The following is a 16,686-nucleotide window of genomic DNA, read 5'->3' on the forward strand; positions in this document are numbered from 1 at the left end:
CAAAAAATGACAAAGTTACTAAAGCTTAAAGCCTATAGCTTATAGCATAAAGCATAAAAAAAATGAATAAAATAGACAATCCAAAACCAGAAACCTGGTCAGAAATATTAAAAAGACCAACCAAAACTATCGATGATATCGAAGTTACGGTAAAAGAAATCTTCAAGGAAGTACAGAAAAAAGGAGATGAAGCAGTTGCTAAATACACTTCGATTTTCGACGGAATTGCTTTAGATAATTATGAAGTTACAACGACAGAAATTGAAGAAGCGGTAAACTCAATTTCCGAAGAATTAAAAGACGCGATTCAATTAGCAAAAGCAAATATTTTAAAATTTCACACCGCTCAAAAAACAGATAAAACCTCTGTTGAAACTATTGAAGGCGTAAATTGCTGGCAGGAAAAAAGACCTATTCAAAAAATCGGATTATATATTCCGGGCGGAACGGCACCTTTATTTTCAACCGTTTTAATGTTGGCTGTTCCGGCAGAAATTGCAGGTTGTAAAGAAATCGTTTTGTGCTCGCCACCCGATAAAACCGGAAAAATAAATCCTGCAATTTTATATGCCGCTAATTTATGTGGCGTAACAAAAATATTAAAAGTGGGTGGAATCCAAGCAATTGCAGGAATGACATTCGGAACAAAATCAATTCCTAAAGTATATAAAATCTTCGGACCTGGAAATCAGTTTGTAACTGTGGCAAAGCAACTGGCAACACAATTTGGAGTAGCGATCGATATGCCGGCAGGACCTTCAGAATTGTTAGTTATAGCAGATGATACAGCAGTTCCGGCTTTTGTAGCTTCAGATTTATTGTCTCAGGCAGAACACGGAACAGATAGTCAGGTTATTTTAGTTTCGACTTCAAAAAAATTGATTGATGCTGTCGAAAAAGAAATTCAGATTCAGGTTGAAGAACTTCCCAGAAAAGACATTGCAAAAAAAGCGATCGAAAATTCAAAACTAATTTATGTCGAAAATGATCAGATTGCATTGGATCTAATCAACGAATACGGACCAGAACACTTTATTATCTGTTCAGAATTTGATGACTTCTATTGTAATGGGGTTTTGAATGCAGGTTCGGTTTTTATTGGGAATTATACACCTGAAAGTGCCGGAGATTATGCATCAGGAACAAACCACACGCTGCCAACAAATGGATATGCCAAGAATTATAGCGGAGTAAATCTGGATAGTTTTATGAAATCTATGACGTTCCAGAAAATCTCAGAGAAAGGAATTCAAAACATTGGCCGCGCTATCGAAATTATGGCAGAAGCCGAAGGTTTACAAGCGCATAAGAATGCTGTGACGTTGAGATTGGATAGTTTGAAATAGAGTATAGAATAGAGAAAAAAAGAAGCAAGAAGCAAGAGAAAAGATTATAGAACATAGAAAAAAGAAGCGAGAGTAAGAAGAAAGAAGAAAGAATCAATGTTAAAGAATTAGATTTAAGTCTATAATCTTTGCTCTTTGTTCTTTGCTCTTTCCTCTCCTTAAAATAAAAAAAATGAAATTCGACATAAATACAATAACACGTGAAAATGTAAAAACATTGAAACCTTATTCGTCAGCAAGAGATGAATTTGAGGATTTTGATACTGCGCAAATGATTTTTTTGGATGCGAATGAAAATCCGTTTCAGAACGGTGTTAATCGTTATCCGGATCCTCAGCAGAATTCGGTTAAGGCGATTTTGGCAAAGAATAATAAGGTAAAATCAAGTCAGATTTTGTTAGGAAACGGAAGCGATGAAGTGTTAGATTTGCTTTTCAGGGCTTTTTGTGAGCCTAAAATCGACAATATTATTTCATTACCGCCAACATACGGAATGTACAGCGTTTTGGCCAATATTAATGCGGTAGAAAATAAGGAAGTTTTACTTTCAACAGATTTTCAGCCACAGGTAGAACAGATTTTAGATGCTGTTGATGAGAACACTAAAATCATCTTTTTGTGTTCGCCAAATAATCCAACAGGTAATTCTTTTTCGGATGAAAGTGTGGTGAAATTGCTTCAGAATTTTAAAGGCTTAATTGTAATCGATGAAGCATATATTGATTTTTCGGATAAGGAAAGCTGGTTGACAGAAATTGACGAATACCCTAATTTAGTGATTACACAAACTTTGTCAAAAGCATATGGCTTGGCAGGAATTCGATTGGGAATTTGTTATGGATCTGAAGCGGTGATTTCGGTTTTAAACAAAATAAAACCTCCGTATAATGTAAATGAATTAACACAGCAAAGAGCAATAATTCGTTTGAATGATTTGGATAAAATAAAAGAAGAAATAGGTTCTATTATTGAGCAAAGAGAAGAGTTGCTTAAAGTTTTACTTGAAGTTAGTTTTGTAGAAAAAGTATATCCTACTGAAGCTAATTTTGTATTAGTTAAAGTTGATGATGCCAATAAAAGATACGATCAATTAATCGCAAAAGGAATTGTAATTCGTAACAGAACAACTCAGCCTTTATGTGAAAACTGTCTTCGTTTTACGATTGGAATTCCGGAGGAAAATGCAGTTTTGATTAAAGAATTGAAGTTGTTAAAATAGAAGAAAGAATATAGAGCAAAGAAGAAAGAAAAAAATGAAAGAGCTTTTTGGATACAATGAAAAGTCTATTTTCTTTACTCTTTTTTCTTTATTCTCAAAAATAAATATATGAAAAAAGTACTTTTTATCGATCGTGACGGAACGATTGTTTTAGAACCTGAAAATTACCAATTAGATGCTTTGGAGAAAGTAGAATTTTACCCAAAAGCGTTTCAATATCTGGCAAAAATTGCCAATGAATTAGATTATGAATTGGCGATGGTAACCAATCAGGACGGATTAGGAACGGATAGTTTTCCGGAAGATACGTTTTGGCCAACGCAAAATTTTATCCTGAGAGCCTTTGAGAACGAAGGAATTTTGTTTGATGATATTTTTATAGACAGATCATTTCCTGCGGATAATGCGCCAACACGCAAGCCAAGAACGGGAATGTTGACAAAATATATTGATAATCCGGAGTATGATTTGGCTAATTCTTTTGTTTTGGGAGATCGTTTAACTGATGTTGAACTGGCTAAAAACCTGGGTGCAAAAGCAATTTTTATCAATGATAATGATGGAATTGGCAGCAATGAAATTTCATCGAAACGTGAAGAATTAGACGAAACCATTATTCTTCAAACGATGAGTTGGAAGGAGATTTATGAGTTTTTGAAATTGGAAGCACGTTCAGCTTCGATTACGCGTAAAACGAATGAAACAGATATTTTTATCGATTTGAACCTTGACGGAACAGGAAAAAGTAAAATCGAAACCGGGATTGCTTTTTTCGATCATATGCTGGATCAAATTGCACGTCATGGTCAAATGGATTTGGAGATTTTGGTAAAAGGCGATCTTGAAGTTGATGAACATCACACGATTGAAGATACTGCAATTGCTTTAGGCGAAGTTTTCGCGAAAGCTTTAGGTAATAAATTAGGAATCGAACGTTACGGTTTTTGTTTACCAATGGACGATTGTTTGGCGCAAGTTGCAATTGATTTTGGCGGAAGAAACTGGCTGGTTTGGGAAACCGAATTCAAACGTGAAATGGTTGGAAAAATGCCAACAGAAATGTTTTATCATTTCTTTAAATCATTCTCAGACGGCGCCAAAGCGAACATCAACATAAAAGCAGAAGGAACAAACGAACACCATAAAATTGAAGCAATCTTTAAGGCATTCGCAAAAGCCATAAAAGTAGCGGTGAAAAGAGATACAGAAAAAATGATTTTACCTTCGACAAAAGGAATGCTTTAAAATTTGTTTCAAGTTTAAAGTTTCAGGTTTCACGTTATGTGGAGCAACTTGAAACTTGAAACTTGAAACAAAAGAAACAAAAAACAAAATGAAAATAGTAATTATAAATTACGGAGCAGGAAATATTCAGAGCATTATGTTTGCTATTGAAAGACTTGGTTTTAAAGCTGTTTTGAGTAATAATCCCGAAGAAATTCAGGCAGCTGACAAAGTGATTTTTCCCGGAGTTGGTGAAGCAAGTTCAGCTATGCTTAAGCTTCGCGAAAGTGGTCTGGATAGTTTGATTCCAACTTTGAAACAACCCGTTTTAGGAATTTGTTTGGGAATGCAATTAATGTGTAAATCATCTGAAGAGGGAAATACGAAAGGTTTGGGGATTTTTGATGTTGATGTGATTAAATTCACCTCAAAAGTAAAAGTGCCACAAATGGGATGGAATCAGATTTATGATTTAAAATCGGATTTATTTAAGGGAATTCCCGAGAATGAATTCATGTATTTGGTTCATAGTTTTTACGCTCCAAATTGTGATGAAAGTATTGCAACAACAAATTATGAACTGGAATATGCATCGGCTTTACAAAAAGATAATTTCTACGGAACACAGTTTCACCCAGAGAAAAGTGGTGCCGTTGGGGAGAAAATATTAGAGAATTTTTTAAAAATGTAAAAAGATTAAAGACTTTCCGACTTTAGACTTTCTAACTTTAAGACTTAAATAAAATGAGAATAATACCAGCCATAGATATCATTGACGGAAAATGCGTTCGTTTATCAAAAGGAGATTATGATACCAAAATAATTTACAATGAAAATCCGCTTGAAGTAGCGAAATCATTCGAAGTACACGGAATCGAATATCTGCATTTAGTAGATCTTGACGGAGCAAAATCAAGCAAAATTGTCAATTATAAAATATTAGAACAAATTGCAACACAAACGGGTTTGAAAATTGATTTTGGAGGGGGTTTAAAATCAGATGAAGATTTGAAGATTGCTTTTGAAAGCGGCGCAAGTCAGATTACAGGCGGAAGTATTGCAGTAAAAAACAGAGCGATTTTCGAGAAATGGATTTCAGAATATGGATCAGATAAAATTATTCTTGGAGCTGATGCTAAAGATGAAAAAGTATCTATTTCGGGTTGGTTAGAAGATTCTAATGAAGATTTGATTCCGTTTATTCAGGATTATCAAAGCAAAGGAATTCAGTATGTTATTTGTACCGATATCGCAAAAGACGGAATGCTTGAAGGGCCAAGTTTTGATTTGTATGAAAAAATATTAAAAGAAGCAATTGGCGTAAAATTAATCGCCTCGGGAGGAATTTCAACTTTTGACGAATTGCCTAAATTAGCTGAATTAGGCTGTGAAGGAACAATCATTGGGAAGGCTATTTACGAAGGAAGAATTACTTTGAAACAATTGGAGAATTATATAATTAGAAAATGAGATAATTAGTCAATTAGATAATTTATGACGTTGCGTTTAAATTATCTAATTGACTAATTATCAAATTTTCTAATTGGCACATTAACTAATTTTCCCATTAATACATTAAAAATATGATAACATGTCATTTAAAATACATCATAGATCCTTATCAATTAGGGGTTTTTGAAGATTATGGTAAAAGATGGATTAAAATCGTAAATCGGTTAGGAGGTCAGCATCATGGTTATTTTATGCCTTCGGAAGGCGCTAATAATATTGCTTATGCACTGTTTTCATTTCCAAGTTTTGCAGATTATGAAATTTACCGAAAAGCAATGTTTTCAAAGGACGATCTGGAGTGTGTTGAAGCTTTTAAAATTGCTGAAGACTCAAGATGTATTATAAGTTATGAAAGAACTTTTTTAAGTCCTGTATTTGAGTAGAAAAAAAATAGATAATTAGTCAATGAGATAATTTTTTACGTTGCGTTAATTATCTAATTATCAAATTTTCTAATTGACACATTAAAAATTGACACATAAAAAAAATGTTAGCAAAAAGAATTATTCCTTGTTTGGATATAAAAAACGGAAGAACCGTAAAAGGCGTAAATTTTGTTGATTTGCGCGATGCGGGAGATCCTGTTGAATTGGCGGAAATTTATTCGGCAGAAGGTGCGGATGAATTGGTTTTTCTCGATATTTCGGCTACCGAAGAACGTCGTAAAACGTTGGTGAATATGGTACGAAGTGTGGCGGAGAAAATTAATATTCCGTTTACTGTTGGCGGTGGAATTTCGTCTGTTGAAGATGTTGAAATTCTGTTGAATAACGGAGCCGATAAAGTTTCGATCAATTCATCGGCAGTAAAAAATCCACAATTAATTAATGATCTGGCTCAGAAATTTGGCAGTCAATGTGTTGTTGTTGCGATTGATGCGAAACAAATTAACGGACAATGGATTGTGCATTTGGTTGGTGGAAAAGTGCCTACAGAACTTAATTTATTCGATTGGGCAATTGAAGTTGCTGAACGTGGCGCAGGAGAAATTTTATTTACGTCAATGGACAATGACGGAACCAAAAATGGTTTTGCAAACGAAGCTTTGGCTAAATTATCGACTTTAATAAATATCCCGATTATAGCTTCAGGCGGTGCCGGAAATATTCAGCATTTTGTAGATTCGTTTAAAGTGGGTAAAGCTGATGCGGCTTTGGCAGCAAGTGTTTTTCACTTTAAAGAAATTGAGATTCAGGCTTTGAAGGAAGAACTAAGAAGTAATGGTATTGAGGTTAGACTTTAGAAAATAGAGGATAGAAAATAGAATATAGAAGAAAGATCTTAGAAGCAAGATTATAAATAAATAGTAATAATATAGAAGTTCGAATCTAGTTTTATCTTTAAGACTTTCGACTTTAAAACTTTAGACTAAAAATTATGGACATAGATATAAAAAGCGCACACGGATTGATTCCGGCAATTATTCAGGATTCTGAGACAAAAAATGTTTTGATGCTGGGATATATGAACGAAGAATCGCTTCAGAAAACAATTGAGACTCAAAAAGTAACATTTTTCAGCCGTTCGAAACAAAGACTTTGGACAAAAGGCGAGGAAAGCGGAAACTTTTTGAATTTGGTAGACATCAAGAATGATTGTGATGGCGACACGCTTCTAATTCAGGCGAAACCAGTTGGACCAACATGTCATACAGGTGCTGATACATGCTGGCAAGAAGAAAATAAGGAAAATTATGGCTTTATTTCTCAATTAGAAAACACAATCAAAACAAGAAGAGAAAACGCCGATTCTGAAAAAAGTTATGTAGCTTCTTTATTCGAAAAAGGAATCAATAAAATTGCTCAAAAAGTTGGTGAAGAAGCTGTAGAAGTAGTTATTGAAGCCAAAGATGATAACGATGATTTATTTTTAAGCGAAAGCGCCGATTTGTTATTTCATTATTTGATATTATTGCAGGCAAAAGGTTTTCAATTGAATGATGTTGTCGATGTTTTGAAGAAACGTAAGAAGTAGTATAGTTTTAAGGGAAGAAAATATAATTGCATTGTGATTTATAACTATTACAGTTTTAAACATAATGCAATTTTTTTTTGTGTAATATTTTTTTAAAAAAAAAGTACTTCATAAACCTAAAATCTGGTTTATTGAATCACTTTGCAAGGCTTCGACTTCGCTTAGCTTGACAAAAACAAAAAAGAAAAAAAATCCGTTTAAATCCGCGTTTTCGCATAGCGAATCAGTGTCATCCGCGTGCCATCTCAACGCTACTCTATAAACTCAAAAATCGTAAATTCTTCTGGTTGATGAAAACCATATTTCAAACTTTTATAAGGCTGTAAAGCAAGATATTCTGTGGTATTACCGTAATCAATTCTAAAAGCATTTCCTTTCCATTTTGTTCCTGTTTTTGGCTTTGTAAAATTCCCGTTTTTAACAGTTTTCAAACTCGAAAACGGAATCTTGATTTCGGTATTATAACCTTCAGCTGTTATTTTACTAACGGTTTCTAATCCTGTAATATCAAAAGACATTGTTGTATTCCAGCCACCACAAACTGGCGAAATACATTTTAGCAGCATATCATAATTAGAAGAAAAGGCATTTACTCCAATCTCAACATAATTTTGTCCGTCGCCATCAGGATCTATAAAAATCTCTACTAAATCATCAGTATTAAAAATTGGAGAATCTTTCTTTTGAACCTTTCCTGTTATTTTAGAATCAGTAGAACGGTACGCTATATATAAGTTTTCATCATTCCACGAAAGTGAAACAAAAGTATTCTGAGTACCACTTTTACCGGAATTATGAATTACAAACGGACCAAGAAATGGCGTTTTCCAGTCTGATAGATTTCCGTCAATACTTAAATTTTCAATTATTTTATGGACAGGAATATTTTGCGAATAATTTGTTGTTGAGTAGATCAGGCACAAAACAAAAGTGATTGCACTAATTTTCATAAATAGTAGAAATGATTTGACAGGCTAAAATACAGAAGAATAAATGAAATTTAACATTAAATATTCAATACAGGGATTATAAAAATATTTAAAACTTGATTCGAATGTTTACATTTGTTGTGGTTAAAGCAGGTTGAATGCCTTCTTTATTTTGGTTAAAAGCAAATATTTAATTCGTATGAAAAAATACTTTGGCGGCGTTTTTATCGCCTTTTTAATTGGTTCTACAGCCAATGCGCAAGGACTTCTAAATAAGTCGGAAACGGTTTTTACACATCAGGATTCTTTACGCGGAAGCATTACAAAAGAAAGAATCTGGTGGGATTTAAAATACTATCATTTAGATGTAAAAGTAAATCCTAAGGAAAAAACTATTACAGGTTCGAATACCGTTCGTTATACTGTTTTGACTGCATACAACAAAATGCAAATTGATTTGCAGGAACCTATGCAGATTTATAAAGTAACGCAGGACGGAAAAGAATTGAAGTTTGAAAGAGACGGAAATGCTTTTTTTATTGAATTAACAGCAAATCAAAAAGTAGGTGAAACGAAGGAAATCGTAATTTCTTTTGGAGGAAAACCCAAAGAAGCAGTTAATCCGCCTTGGGATGGAGGAATTACCTGGAAAAAAGATAAAAACGGAAAAGATTTTATCGCTTCATCATGTCAGGGATTAGGTGCGAGTGTTTGGTGGCCAAACAAAGATCATATGTACGATGAAGTAGAGAATATGCTAATCAGCGTAAATGTTCCCGGAGATTTAACGGATGTTTCGAACGGAAGACTAAAAAGCGTTAAAAAAGAAAAAGACGGTACAAAAACTTTTAATTGGTACGTTTCGAACCCGATTAATAATTATGGTGTAAATATTAATATTGGAGATTATGTGAATTTCTCTGAAAAGTTTAAAGGAGAAAAGGGAGATTTAGACTGTAATTACTATGTTTTAAGAGATAATCTGGCTCTTGCGAAAGAACAATTTAAAGATGTTCCAAGAATGCTAAAGGCTTTTGAGAATTGGTTTGGACCTTATCCTTTTTATGAAGACAGCTATAAATTAGTCGAAGCCCCATATTTAGGAATGGAGCACCAAAGCAGTGTAACTTACGGAAATGGCTATAAAAATGGTTATTTAGGACGCGATTTAAGTGGAACAGGATGGGGATTAAAATTCGATTTTATCATTATCCATGAATCAGGTCATGAATGGTTTGCTAATAATATTACATATAAAGACATTGCAGATATGTGGATTCACGAGAGTTTTACCAACTACTCTGAAAGTTTATTTCTTGAATATTATTACGGAAAAGATGCTGCAGCAGAATACGTAATTGGATGCAGAAAAGGAATCAAAAATGACAAACCGATTATTGGAAATTATGATGTAAATAATGAAGGATCTGGAGATATGTATCCAAAAGGGGCAAATATGCTGCACATGATCCGTCAGATAATTAACGATGATGCAAAATGGAAATCGATTTTAAGAGGTTTAAACAGTACTTTTTACCATCAAACGGTTACTTCTAAGCAAATTGAAGATTATATAAACAATCAGTCAGGAATTAATTTTAACAGAGTTTATGCGCAATATTTGACTACAACTCAAATTCCGGTTTTTGAATATATTTTTAAAAATGGATCTTTTGGATATCACTGGACAAATTGTGTTTCTAAATTTGATATGCCGGTAAAAGTAATTTTAAACGGCGAAGAAATTTGGTTGAAACCTACAACAGAATGGAAATCGGAGAAAACAATAAACGAAAATAGAACTATAGCAGTTGATAAGAACTTTTATGTAACTAGTTCTAATATTGTTGAATAACGTTTAAAACAAATTCTAATTCGTTGGAATTAATAAACCCGACAGGTTTTTAAAACTTGTCGGGTTTGTCATTTTATATCATTATGTTTTTGTTTTATTTGTACGAATATTACCTTTTTATTTTTTAACTTAGGCGACAATTATCTGAACATAAGTGAGTTAATTTGTTCAGATTTTAAAAAGCGTATTCCGAAAAGCTAATAGAGTAGGAACAAATCAAATCATGTTATTATGAAAAACCTAAAAAACCTAAGAAACGTTGAAATTTTGAGTAAAAATGCACAGAAATTTATAATTGGCGGAGGTCTCCCATACGTAAATCCAACTATAGGTTTATGCGACAGATTGTGCGGAGAAGCCGGTGGAGTATTATCAAATACACCAGGAAGGGGTGATGTTTGCCTTGCAGGAACATCAACGTGCTGTTATTGCAGATAAATTGGTATTAAACCCTACAGTCCCGAAGCCTTGGGATAAAACCTGTAGGGTTTGTTATGTTCAACGTCAAAACAAATTTATCGGCTATTAAACTTCGCTTTTTCTTTGATAATATCGGCAATTTTTCGGTTTTCGATTTTGCTTTCAAGCCACGAGATAATATCAAGATATAAAAACGCTCTTTTTTCGTAGGTGTTCTTTTCGAGTTCAACGAAACGCGCATGCATTTTTTTGAATTCTTTTTTAATATCAGCCGGATAAAAGTTATTCAGGTTTCTTAGAAACTTAATGATTTCTTTTTGTACTTCGTGTAAGTCATTCATTTTCAATAAAAACTTATACGTATTTTTAAGGTGATTTTCTAAGTAGTAATCTTTTCCTAATTCATAATGCGCTATTAAAGACAAAAGTCTCGCAAAACACATTAGATCTTCACGCATGCTTAAGTTTTTGTTGTTTATGATTTTATCGAGATAGAAGATGCATTCTGTATATTTTTCATTTCCAAAATATATAGACGCTATTTTATAGAAAAACAACATTTCGTGATGTTCATCAAGGTGCTCGCTATGTATTTTAATCTTCTCCAGAATTTCAGGAATTAAATATTCGCTTTCAGCAAAAGTACCTTCCAGAATGTGCAAGTTCAATTTATTGTTATAAACGTATAGAAATGATAGTGATGCAATGTTATCATTTACAGGAAATTTTTCATCCTGAATCGTTTTTTCTAAAAGCGAAAGATATTTTTTGAAATTCGATTTGTATTTCAACATATATAAGGACTCCAGAAAATAATGATTCCCTTTAAGGAAAAATACAGGATTCTGATAAATCATATTGGGATTGTCGTAAAACAGCGTAACCCATTTATAAGCATATTTATAGCTTGCCAGGAAATCCTGAACAAGGAAACTACGCCATAAATTGGCATTATAAAACCAATATTTTTCACGGAAACCAAACTTAGTTTCATCTAATTTGGCAATATGTTTATTAAAATAGTCATCGATATATTTATATTCCTCATCATTTTTTACATAACCAGTTTTAAGCATGATTCCGTAAAGCTGAAGCGATAAATTTGATAATTTGCTTGAAATTGTGTTTCTGTAATTCAGTTCTTTTGCCTGAATAACCAGTTCGTCTGCACGTCCCTGAATACTGCGCGTAATATATTGTGATTCGATAAGTTTCTCGAATTCCACAATCTCATACGCCATATATTTCTCATCATTTTCCAGCGCAATCATTTTTGTTTTGTCCAGAATTTTTAAACTCTGTTTATACAATCCTTTGTTATATAAAATACCGGCAAAATCTATTTGTTCGCGCAATTGATAACGAATGTTCTGGCTGGGGATATTCAATCGAATACTAACCAGTATTTGCTTGTATAAGTATGATTTTAAGTTAGATAACTGTACTTTTTTAATGATTCCGCTCTTTAGGATAAGCTTTTCATCGTAGTTTTCAGATTTGTCCAGAATATTAAATAATTCAATGAATTTAGTATTTGAACTCGTCTCTAAACGGCTTGCAAAAATCTTAAACTGTCTTTTTTCTGATTTGGAAAGCGATTTTATTAATACAAATAAGAAATCTTTTTGATGGTTAGCCATTGTAAAATATAATAATATAACTTATTGATTATTAGTTATTTAGTTCGTTATAAATTGTGTTATGAACAGTATAATTTCATTAAAATGAATTTCATACTGAATAAGTACAATATATATTTGTTATCAAGATGTGAAATTACATTAAATAAATGAATATGAATAGAGAGAAAGTTCAAATTTTTGACACCACTTTGCGCGATGGTGAACAAGTTCCAGGATGTAAGTTAGATACTAAACAAAAATTAGTTATCGCAGAACGACTTGATAAAATGGGAGTTGATGTTATCGAAGCAGGTTTTCCTGTGTCAAGTCCGGGCGATTTTTTATCCGTCTCTGAGATTTGTAAAATTGTAGAAAACGCAACCGTCTGCGGATTAACAAGAGCTGTAAAAAACGACATTGATGTTGCCGCAGCTGCTTTAAAGCATGCTAAAAAACCTAGAATCCACACAGGAATCGGAACATCTGAATCTCATATACTCCATAAATTAAATACCACAAGAGAAGATATTATTGCCAGAGCAAAATATGCAGTATCACATGCAAAATCATATGTAGAAGACGTTGAGTTTTATGCAGAAGATGCCGGCAGAACTGATAACGCTTTCCTTGCAAAAGTTTGTGAAGAAGTGATTAAATCCGGAGCTACCGTATTAAATATCCCAGATACAACAGGATATTGTTTACCAGAAGAATACGGAGCAAAAATTAAATATTTAAGAGAAAACGTAAAAGGAATCGAAAACGTAATCCTTTCATGTCACTGTCATAATGATTTAGGAATGGCAACTGCAAACTCTATTGCAGGCGCTATAAATGGAGCGAGACAAATAGAATGTACTATTAATGGTATTGGTGAAAGAGCTGGAAATACGGCACTTGAAGAAGTGGTGATGATTTTTAAACAACATCCTTACTTAAATCTTGATACCAATATTAATACAAGAGAATTGAACGAAATGAGCCGATTGGTTTCTGAAAGTATGGGAATGATCGTGCAGCCAAATAAAGCTATTGTAGGAGCAAATGCTTTTGCACACAGTTCTGGAATTCACCAGGATGGTGTGATCAAAAACAGAGCAACGTATGAAATCATGGATCCGCTTGATGTCGGTGTAAATGAATCTTCAATTATTTTAACAGCAAGAAGCGGAAGAGCTGCTTTGGCATATCGTGCTAAAAAAGTTGGTTACGAGCTTACAAAAGTACAATTGGACATTGTATATCTTGAGTTCTTGAAATTTGCAGATATTAAAAAAGAAGTAATTGACGCAGATATTCATCAAATTATTGAAGCTTCGAAAATTGAAGGCGATTTAATTAGAAGCTAGATTGAAAAAGAGAGGAAAGAATAAAGAGAATAGAAGATAGAGAATAGAATAAAGAAGAAAGACTAAACTAAGATATAAATAAAGATTTAAATACATAAAGAACGAGACGTTATGAATTTGAAAATAGCAGTTTTACCAGGAGACGGAATTGGACCGGAAGTAATTTTACAAGCCAAAAAAGCTTTATACGCTATTGGTGAGGTGTACAATCATGAATTTGTTTTTGAAGAGGCTCTCATGGGGGCAATTGCTATTGAAAAAACAGGAAATCCATTACCGGAGCAAACGCTAAATCTTTGTTTAAATACTGATGCTGTTTTGTTTGGTGCTATTGGAGATCCTAAATATGACAACAATCCAAATTCAAAAGTTCGTCCGGAGCAAGGTTTGCTAAGGCTTCGTAAAGAACTGGGATTGTTTGCGAACATCCGTCCTATAAAACCGTATAAATCATTGATCGATTCTTCTCCTTTAAAAAGAGAAATTATCGAAGGTGCTGATTTTACTATTTTCAGGGAATTAACAGGCGGAGCTTATTTTGGAGCAAAAACATTAAATGAAGAAGGAACACATGCTTCGGATTTATGTGAATACTCAGAAGAAGAAATCACCAGAATTGCACATTTAGCTTTTAAATCGGCACAAAACCGACGCAAGAAGTTAACAATGGTAGACAAAGCAAATGTTTTGGAAACTTCAAGATTGTGGAGAAAAGTAGTTCAAAAAGTAGGCGAAAATTATCCTGATGTATTGTTAGACTTTTTGTTTGTAGATAACGCAGCGATGCAGATTATCTTAAATCCAAAACAATTTGATGTGATTTTGACAGAGAATTTATTTGGAGATATTTTATCAGATGAAGCCAGCGTTATTACAGGTTCTATTGGTTTATTGGCTTCGGCATCTTTAGGAGAAAAAAATGCGTTGTTCGAACCTATTCACGGATCTTATCCTCAGGCAAAAGGAAAAAATATTGCCAACCCAATTGCTTCCATTTTATCAGCCGCAATGTTGTTAGAACATTTTGGTTTATATAAAGAGGCAAATGTAATTTATCAGGCAGTTGAAAAAGCAATCGAATATAAAGTTGTTACAGTTGATTTAAAACCAGATTCAAAATTCGGTACAAATGAAGTAGGGGAGTTTGTTTCTAATTTTATTTTCAGCAAAGACGACTTGCTATATTTTAATAATGACAATGTTCATATCGGTCAATCTACAATTGTTTAGGTTTTTTATTAAAATAATGAAATAAATAACAAGAAGTATGTGAAATGTTGAGATTTTATTTTTTTAGTCCTGTTAGTTTTCATACTTTTGTGACACTAAAAAATAAAGAATGCAAATCTCAATTATTATTACTTCTGTCTTTGTTGTCAATGTGATTCACACATCTGCACTGGGAATGGTATAAATATAATTGAAAAACTATATTAGAAACCTTCCAAATACTGGAAGGTTTTTTTTTGAATAAAAATTAAAATAAAATAATACATAATGGAATTAAATAAGTACAGCAAAACCATCACTCAAGATCAAACACAACCTGCAGCGCAAGCCATGTTGTACGGTATTGGTTTAACTGAAGAAGATTTGAAAAAAGCACAAGTAGGTATTGTGAGCATGGGTTACGATGGTAACACGTGCAACATGCACTTGAATGATCTTGCAAAAGATGTTAAGAAAGGTGTTTGGGATGCAAATTTGGTCGGACTTATTTTTAATACCATTGGTGTAAGTGACGGAATTTCGAATGGTACTGAAGGAATGCGTTATTCATTGGTTTCCCGTGATGTAATTGCAGATTCTATCGAAACAGTTGTGGGAGCACAATGGTACGATGGTGTAATTGCTATTCCTGGTTGTGATAAAAATATGCCAGGAGCATTAATCGCAATGGGAAGATTAAACCGCCCGTCGATGATGGTATACGGAGGTTCAATTCACTCTGGAAAATGGAAAGGTGAATCTTTAAATATTGTTTCGGCTTTTGAAGCTTTAGGAAAAAAAGTAAAAGGAGAAATTACTCCGGAAGATTTTAAAGGAGTAATTCAAAATGCATGTCCTGGTGCTGGTGCTTGTGGCGGAATGTATACGGCAAATACAATGTCGTCTGCAATTGAGGCATTAGGAATGAGTTTACCATACAGTTCATCAAATCCGGCTCTAAGTCAGGAAAAAAGAGATGAATGTCTTGCTGCGGGAGAAGCTATTAAAATATTATTAGAAAAAGATATTAAGCCAAGAGACATTATGACTCGCAAAGCTTTTGAAAATGCAATAACAATCGTTGCAGTTTTAGGAGGTTCTACAAATGCAGTTATGCATTTAATCGCTATGGCTCATGCTGTTGACATCGAAATAACTTTAGATGATTTTCAGGCAATCAATGACAGAACACCAGTATTGGCAGATATGAAGCCAAGTGGTAAATATATGATGGAGGATATTCATGAAGTTGGAGGAATTCCTTCAGTAATGAAATATTTATTGAAAGCGGGATTAATTCACGGAGATTGTTTAACGGTAACCGGAAAAACTGTAGCTGAGAATTTAGCTTCTACACCGGATTTACAAGATGGTCAGGAAGTAATTCATGAAATACAAAAAGCATTAAAACCAACAGGAAATATTCAGGTTTTATACGGAAATCTTGCTTCTGAAGGTGCTGTTGCAAAAATCAGCGGAAAAGAAGGAGAATATTTCGAAGGTCCTGCTGTAGTTTTTGAAGGAGAATTTGAAGTAATTCCGGGTCTTGAGGCCGGAAAAATAAAACCGGGTAATGTAGTCGTCATCAGGTATTGTGGACCAAAAGGTGGTCCGGGGATGCCTGAAATGCTAAAACCTACATCGGCAATTATTGGAGCCGGATTAGGAAGTACGTGTGCTCTTATTACAGACGGCAGGTTCTCTGGAGGTTCACATGGCTTTGTCGTAGGACACATAACACCAGAGGCTTATGATGGTGGCGGTATTGCTTTAGTTAAAGATGGTGATTTAATCGCGATCGATGCTGTAAAAAATACAATCGACCTGAAAATTTCCGAAGAAGAATTTGCAGCCAGAAAAGCGGCTTGGGTACAACCACCGTTGAAAGTTACAAAAGGAGTTTTGCTTAAATACGCCAGATCGGTTTCAAGCGCATCTACAGGTTGCGTTACCGATAAATAATTTTACAACAACATATCAAAATCAATTGCGATTTTAATTAAAATCGCAATTGATAAAAAAAATAT

At 33.6% G+C, this 16,686-nt stretch carries 15 protein-coding genes; 13 read left to right on the forward strand and 2 right to left on the reverse strand.

The genetic code is table 11. The features are described from left to right. Window positions 1-62: 62 nt before the first annotated feature. From hisD to hisIE, 8 genes are all read left to right on the forward strand, one after another. Window positions 63-1,346, forward strand: coding sequence for a histidinol dehydrogenase (gene hisD, locus BXU01_RS18940; protein ID WP_083694744.1), 1,284 nt, complete (start codon window positions 63-65; stop codon window positions 1,344-1,346). 172 nt (window positions 1,347-1,518) lie between these two features. Continuing rightward, on the forward strand, window positions 1,519-2,565 hold the full coding sequence (gene hisC / locus BXU01_RS18945; RefSeq protein WP_083694745.1) for a histidinol-phosphate transaminase: 1,047 nt from the start codon (window positions 1,519-1,521) through the stop codon (window positions 2,563-2,565). A 108-nt stretch (window positions 2,566-2,673) separates the two neighbouring features. After that, complete coding sequence (gene hisB, locus BXU01_RS18950; protein ID WP_083694746.1) at window positions 2,674-3,810, forward strand: bifunctional histidinol-phosphatase/imidazoleglycerol-phosphate dehydratase HisB; 1,137 nt, start codon at window positions 2,674-2,676, stop codon at window positions 3,808-3,810. 88 nt (window positions 3,811-3,898) lie between these two features. Further along, complete coding sequence (gene hisH, locus BXU01_RS18955; RefSeq protein WP_083694900.1) at window positions 3,899-4,480, forward strand: imidazole glycerol phosphate synthase subunit HisH; 582 nt, start codon at window positions 3,899-3,901, stop codon at window positions 4,478-4,480. A 53-nt stretch (window positions 4,481-4,533) separates the two neighbouring features. Continuing rightward, window positions 4,534-5,259: a 1-(5-phosphoribosyl)-5-[(5-phosphoribosylamino)methylideneamino]imidazole-4-carboxamide isomerase gene (gene hisA / locus BXU01_RS18960; protein WP_083694747.1), complete on the forward strand. Its 726-nt coding sequence runs from the start codon at window positions 4,534-4,536 to the stop codon at window positions 5,257-5,259. A 113-nt stretch (window positions 5,260-5,372) separates the two neighbouring features. Next, window positions 5,373-5,684, forward strand: coding sequence for an NIPSNAP family protein (locus BXU01_RS18965; RefSeq protein ID WP_083694748.1), 312 nt, complete (start codon window positions 5,373-5,375; stop codon window positions 5,682-5,684). Window positions 5,685-5,788: 104 nt separating this feature from the next. Next, window positions 5,789-6,544 (forward strand): imidazole glycerol phosphate synthase subunit HisF, encoded by a 756-nt coding sequence (gene hisF / locus BXU01_RS18970; RefSeq protein WP_083694749.1) that lies wholly within the window; start codon window positions 5,789-5,791, stop codon window positions 6,542-6,544. A gap of 134 nt (window positions 6,545-6,678) precedes the next feature. Continuing rightward, a complete protein-coding gene (hisIE, locus tag BXU01_RS18975) occupies window positions 6,679-7,275 on the forward strand; it encodes a bifunctional phosphoribosyl-AMP cyclohydrolase/phosphoribosyl-ATP diphosphatase HisIE (RefSeq protein WP_083694750.1) in 597 nt (198 codons plus the stop codon). A 251-nt stretch (window positions 7,276-7,526) separates the two neighbouring features. Here the strand turns inward: hisIE and BXU01_RS18980 are convergent, their stop codons facing one another. Further along, window positions 7,527-8,225 carry a carbohydrate-binding family 9-like protein gene (locus BXU01_RS18980; protein ID WP_083694751.1) on the reverse strand — a complete coding sequence of 233 codons (699 nt, stop codon included), beginning with the start codon at window positions 8,223-8,225 and terminating at the stop codon, window positions 7,527-7,529. Between the two features lie 178 nt (window positions 8,226-8,403). Between BXU01_RS18980 and BXU01_RS18985 the strand changes: the two genes are divergently transcribed. Together BXU01_RS18985 and BXU01_RS23700 are read left to right on the forward strand one after the other, a co-directional pair. Next, complete coding sequence (locus BXU01_RS18985) at window positions 8,404-10,059, forward strand: M1 family metallopeptidase (protein WP_083694901.1); 1,656 nt, start codon at window positions 8,404-8,406, stop codon at window positions 10,057-10,059. Window positions 10,060-10,326: 267 nt separating this feature from the next. After that, window positions 10,327-10,497, forward strand: coding sequence for a hypothetical protein (locus tag BXU01_RS23700; protein ID WP_165689810.1), 171 nt, complete (start codon window positions 10,327-10,329; stop codon window positions 10,495-10,497). Between the two features lie 77 nt (window positions 10,498-10,574). Here the strand turns inward: BXU01_RS23700 and BXU01_RS18995 are convergent, their stop codons facing one another. Next, on the reverse strand, window positions 10,575-12,119 hold the full coding sequence (locus tag BXU01_RS18995) for a hypothetical protein (protein ID WP_083694753.1): 1,545 nt from the start codon (window positions 12,117-12,119) through the stop codon (window positions 10,575-10,577). Between the two features lie 155 nt (window positions 12,120-12,274). Between BXU01_RS18995 and BXU01_RS19000 the strand changes: the two genes are divergently transcribed. The 3 genes from BXU01_RS19000 to ilvD all read left to right on the forward strand — a co-directional run bounded on the left by BXU01_RS19000 (window position 12,275) and on the right by ilvD (window position 16,621). Then, the gene (locus BXU01_RS19000) at window positions 12,275-13,450 is read left to right on the forward strand and encodes a 2-isopropylmalate synthase (RefSeq protein WP_083694902.1); all 1,176 of its coding nucleotides are present in this window, start codon (window positions 12,275-12,277) and stop codon (window positions 13,448-13,450) included. A 111-nt stretch (window positions 13,451-13,561) separates the two neighbouring features. After that, window positions 13,562-14,680 (forward strand): 3-isopropylmalate dehydrogenase, encoded by a 1,119-nt coding sequence (gene leuB, locus BXU01_RS19005; protein ID WP_083694754.1) that lies wholly within the window; start codon window positions 13,562-13,564, stop codon window positions 14,678-14,680. A gap of 267 nt (window positions 14,681-14,947) precedes the next feature. After that, window positions 14,948-16,621 (forward strand): dihydroxy-acid dehydratase, encoded by a 1,674-nt coding sequence (gene ilvD / locus BXU01_RS19010; protein ID WP_083694755.1) that lies wholly within the window; start codon window positions 14,948-14,950, stop codon window positions 16,619-16,621. Window positions 16,622-16,686 lie beyond the last annotated feature (65 nt).

Source organism: [Flexibacter] sp. ATCC 35103 (assembly GCF_001975985.1).
Classification (GTDB): Bacteria; Bacteroidota; Bacteroidia; order Flavobacteriales; family Flavobacteriaceae; genus Flavobacterium.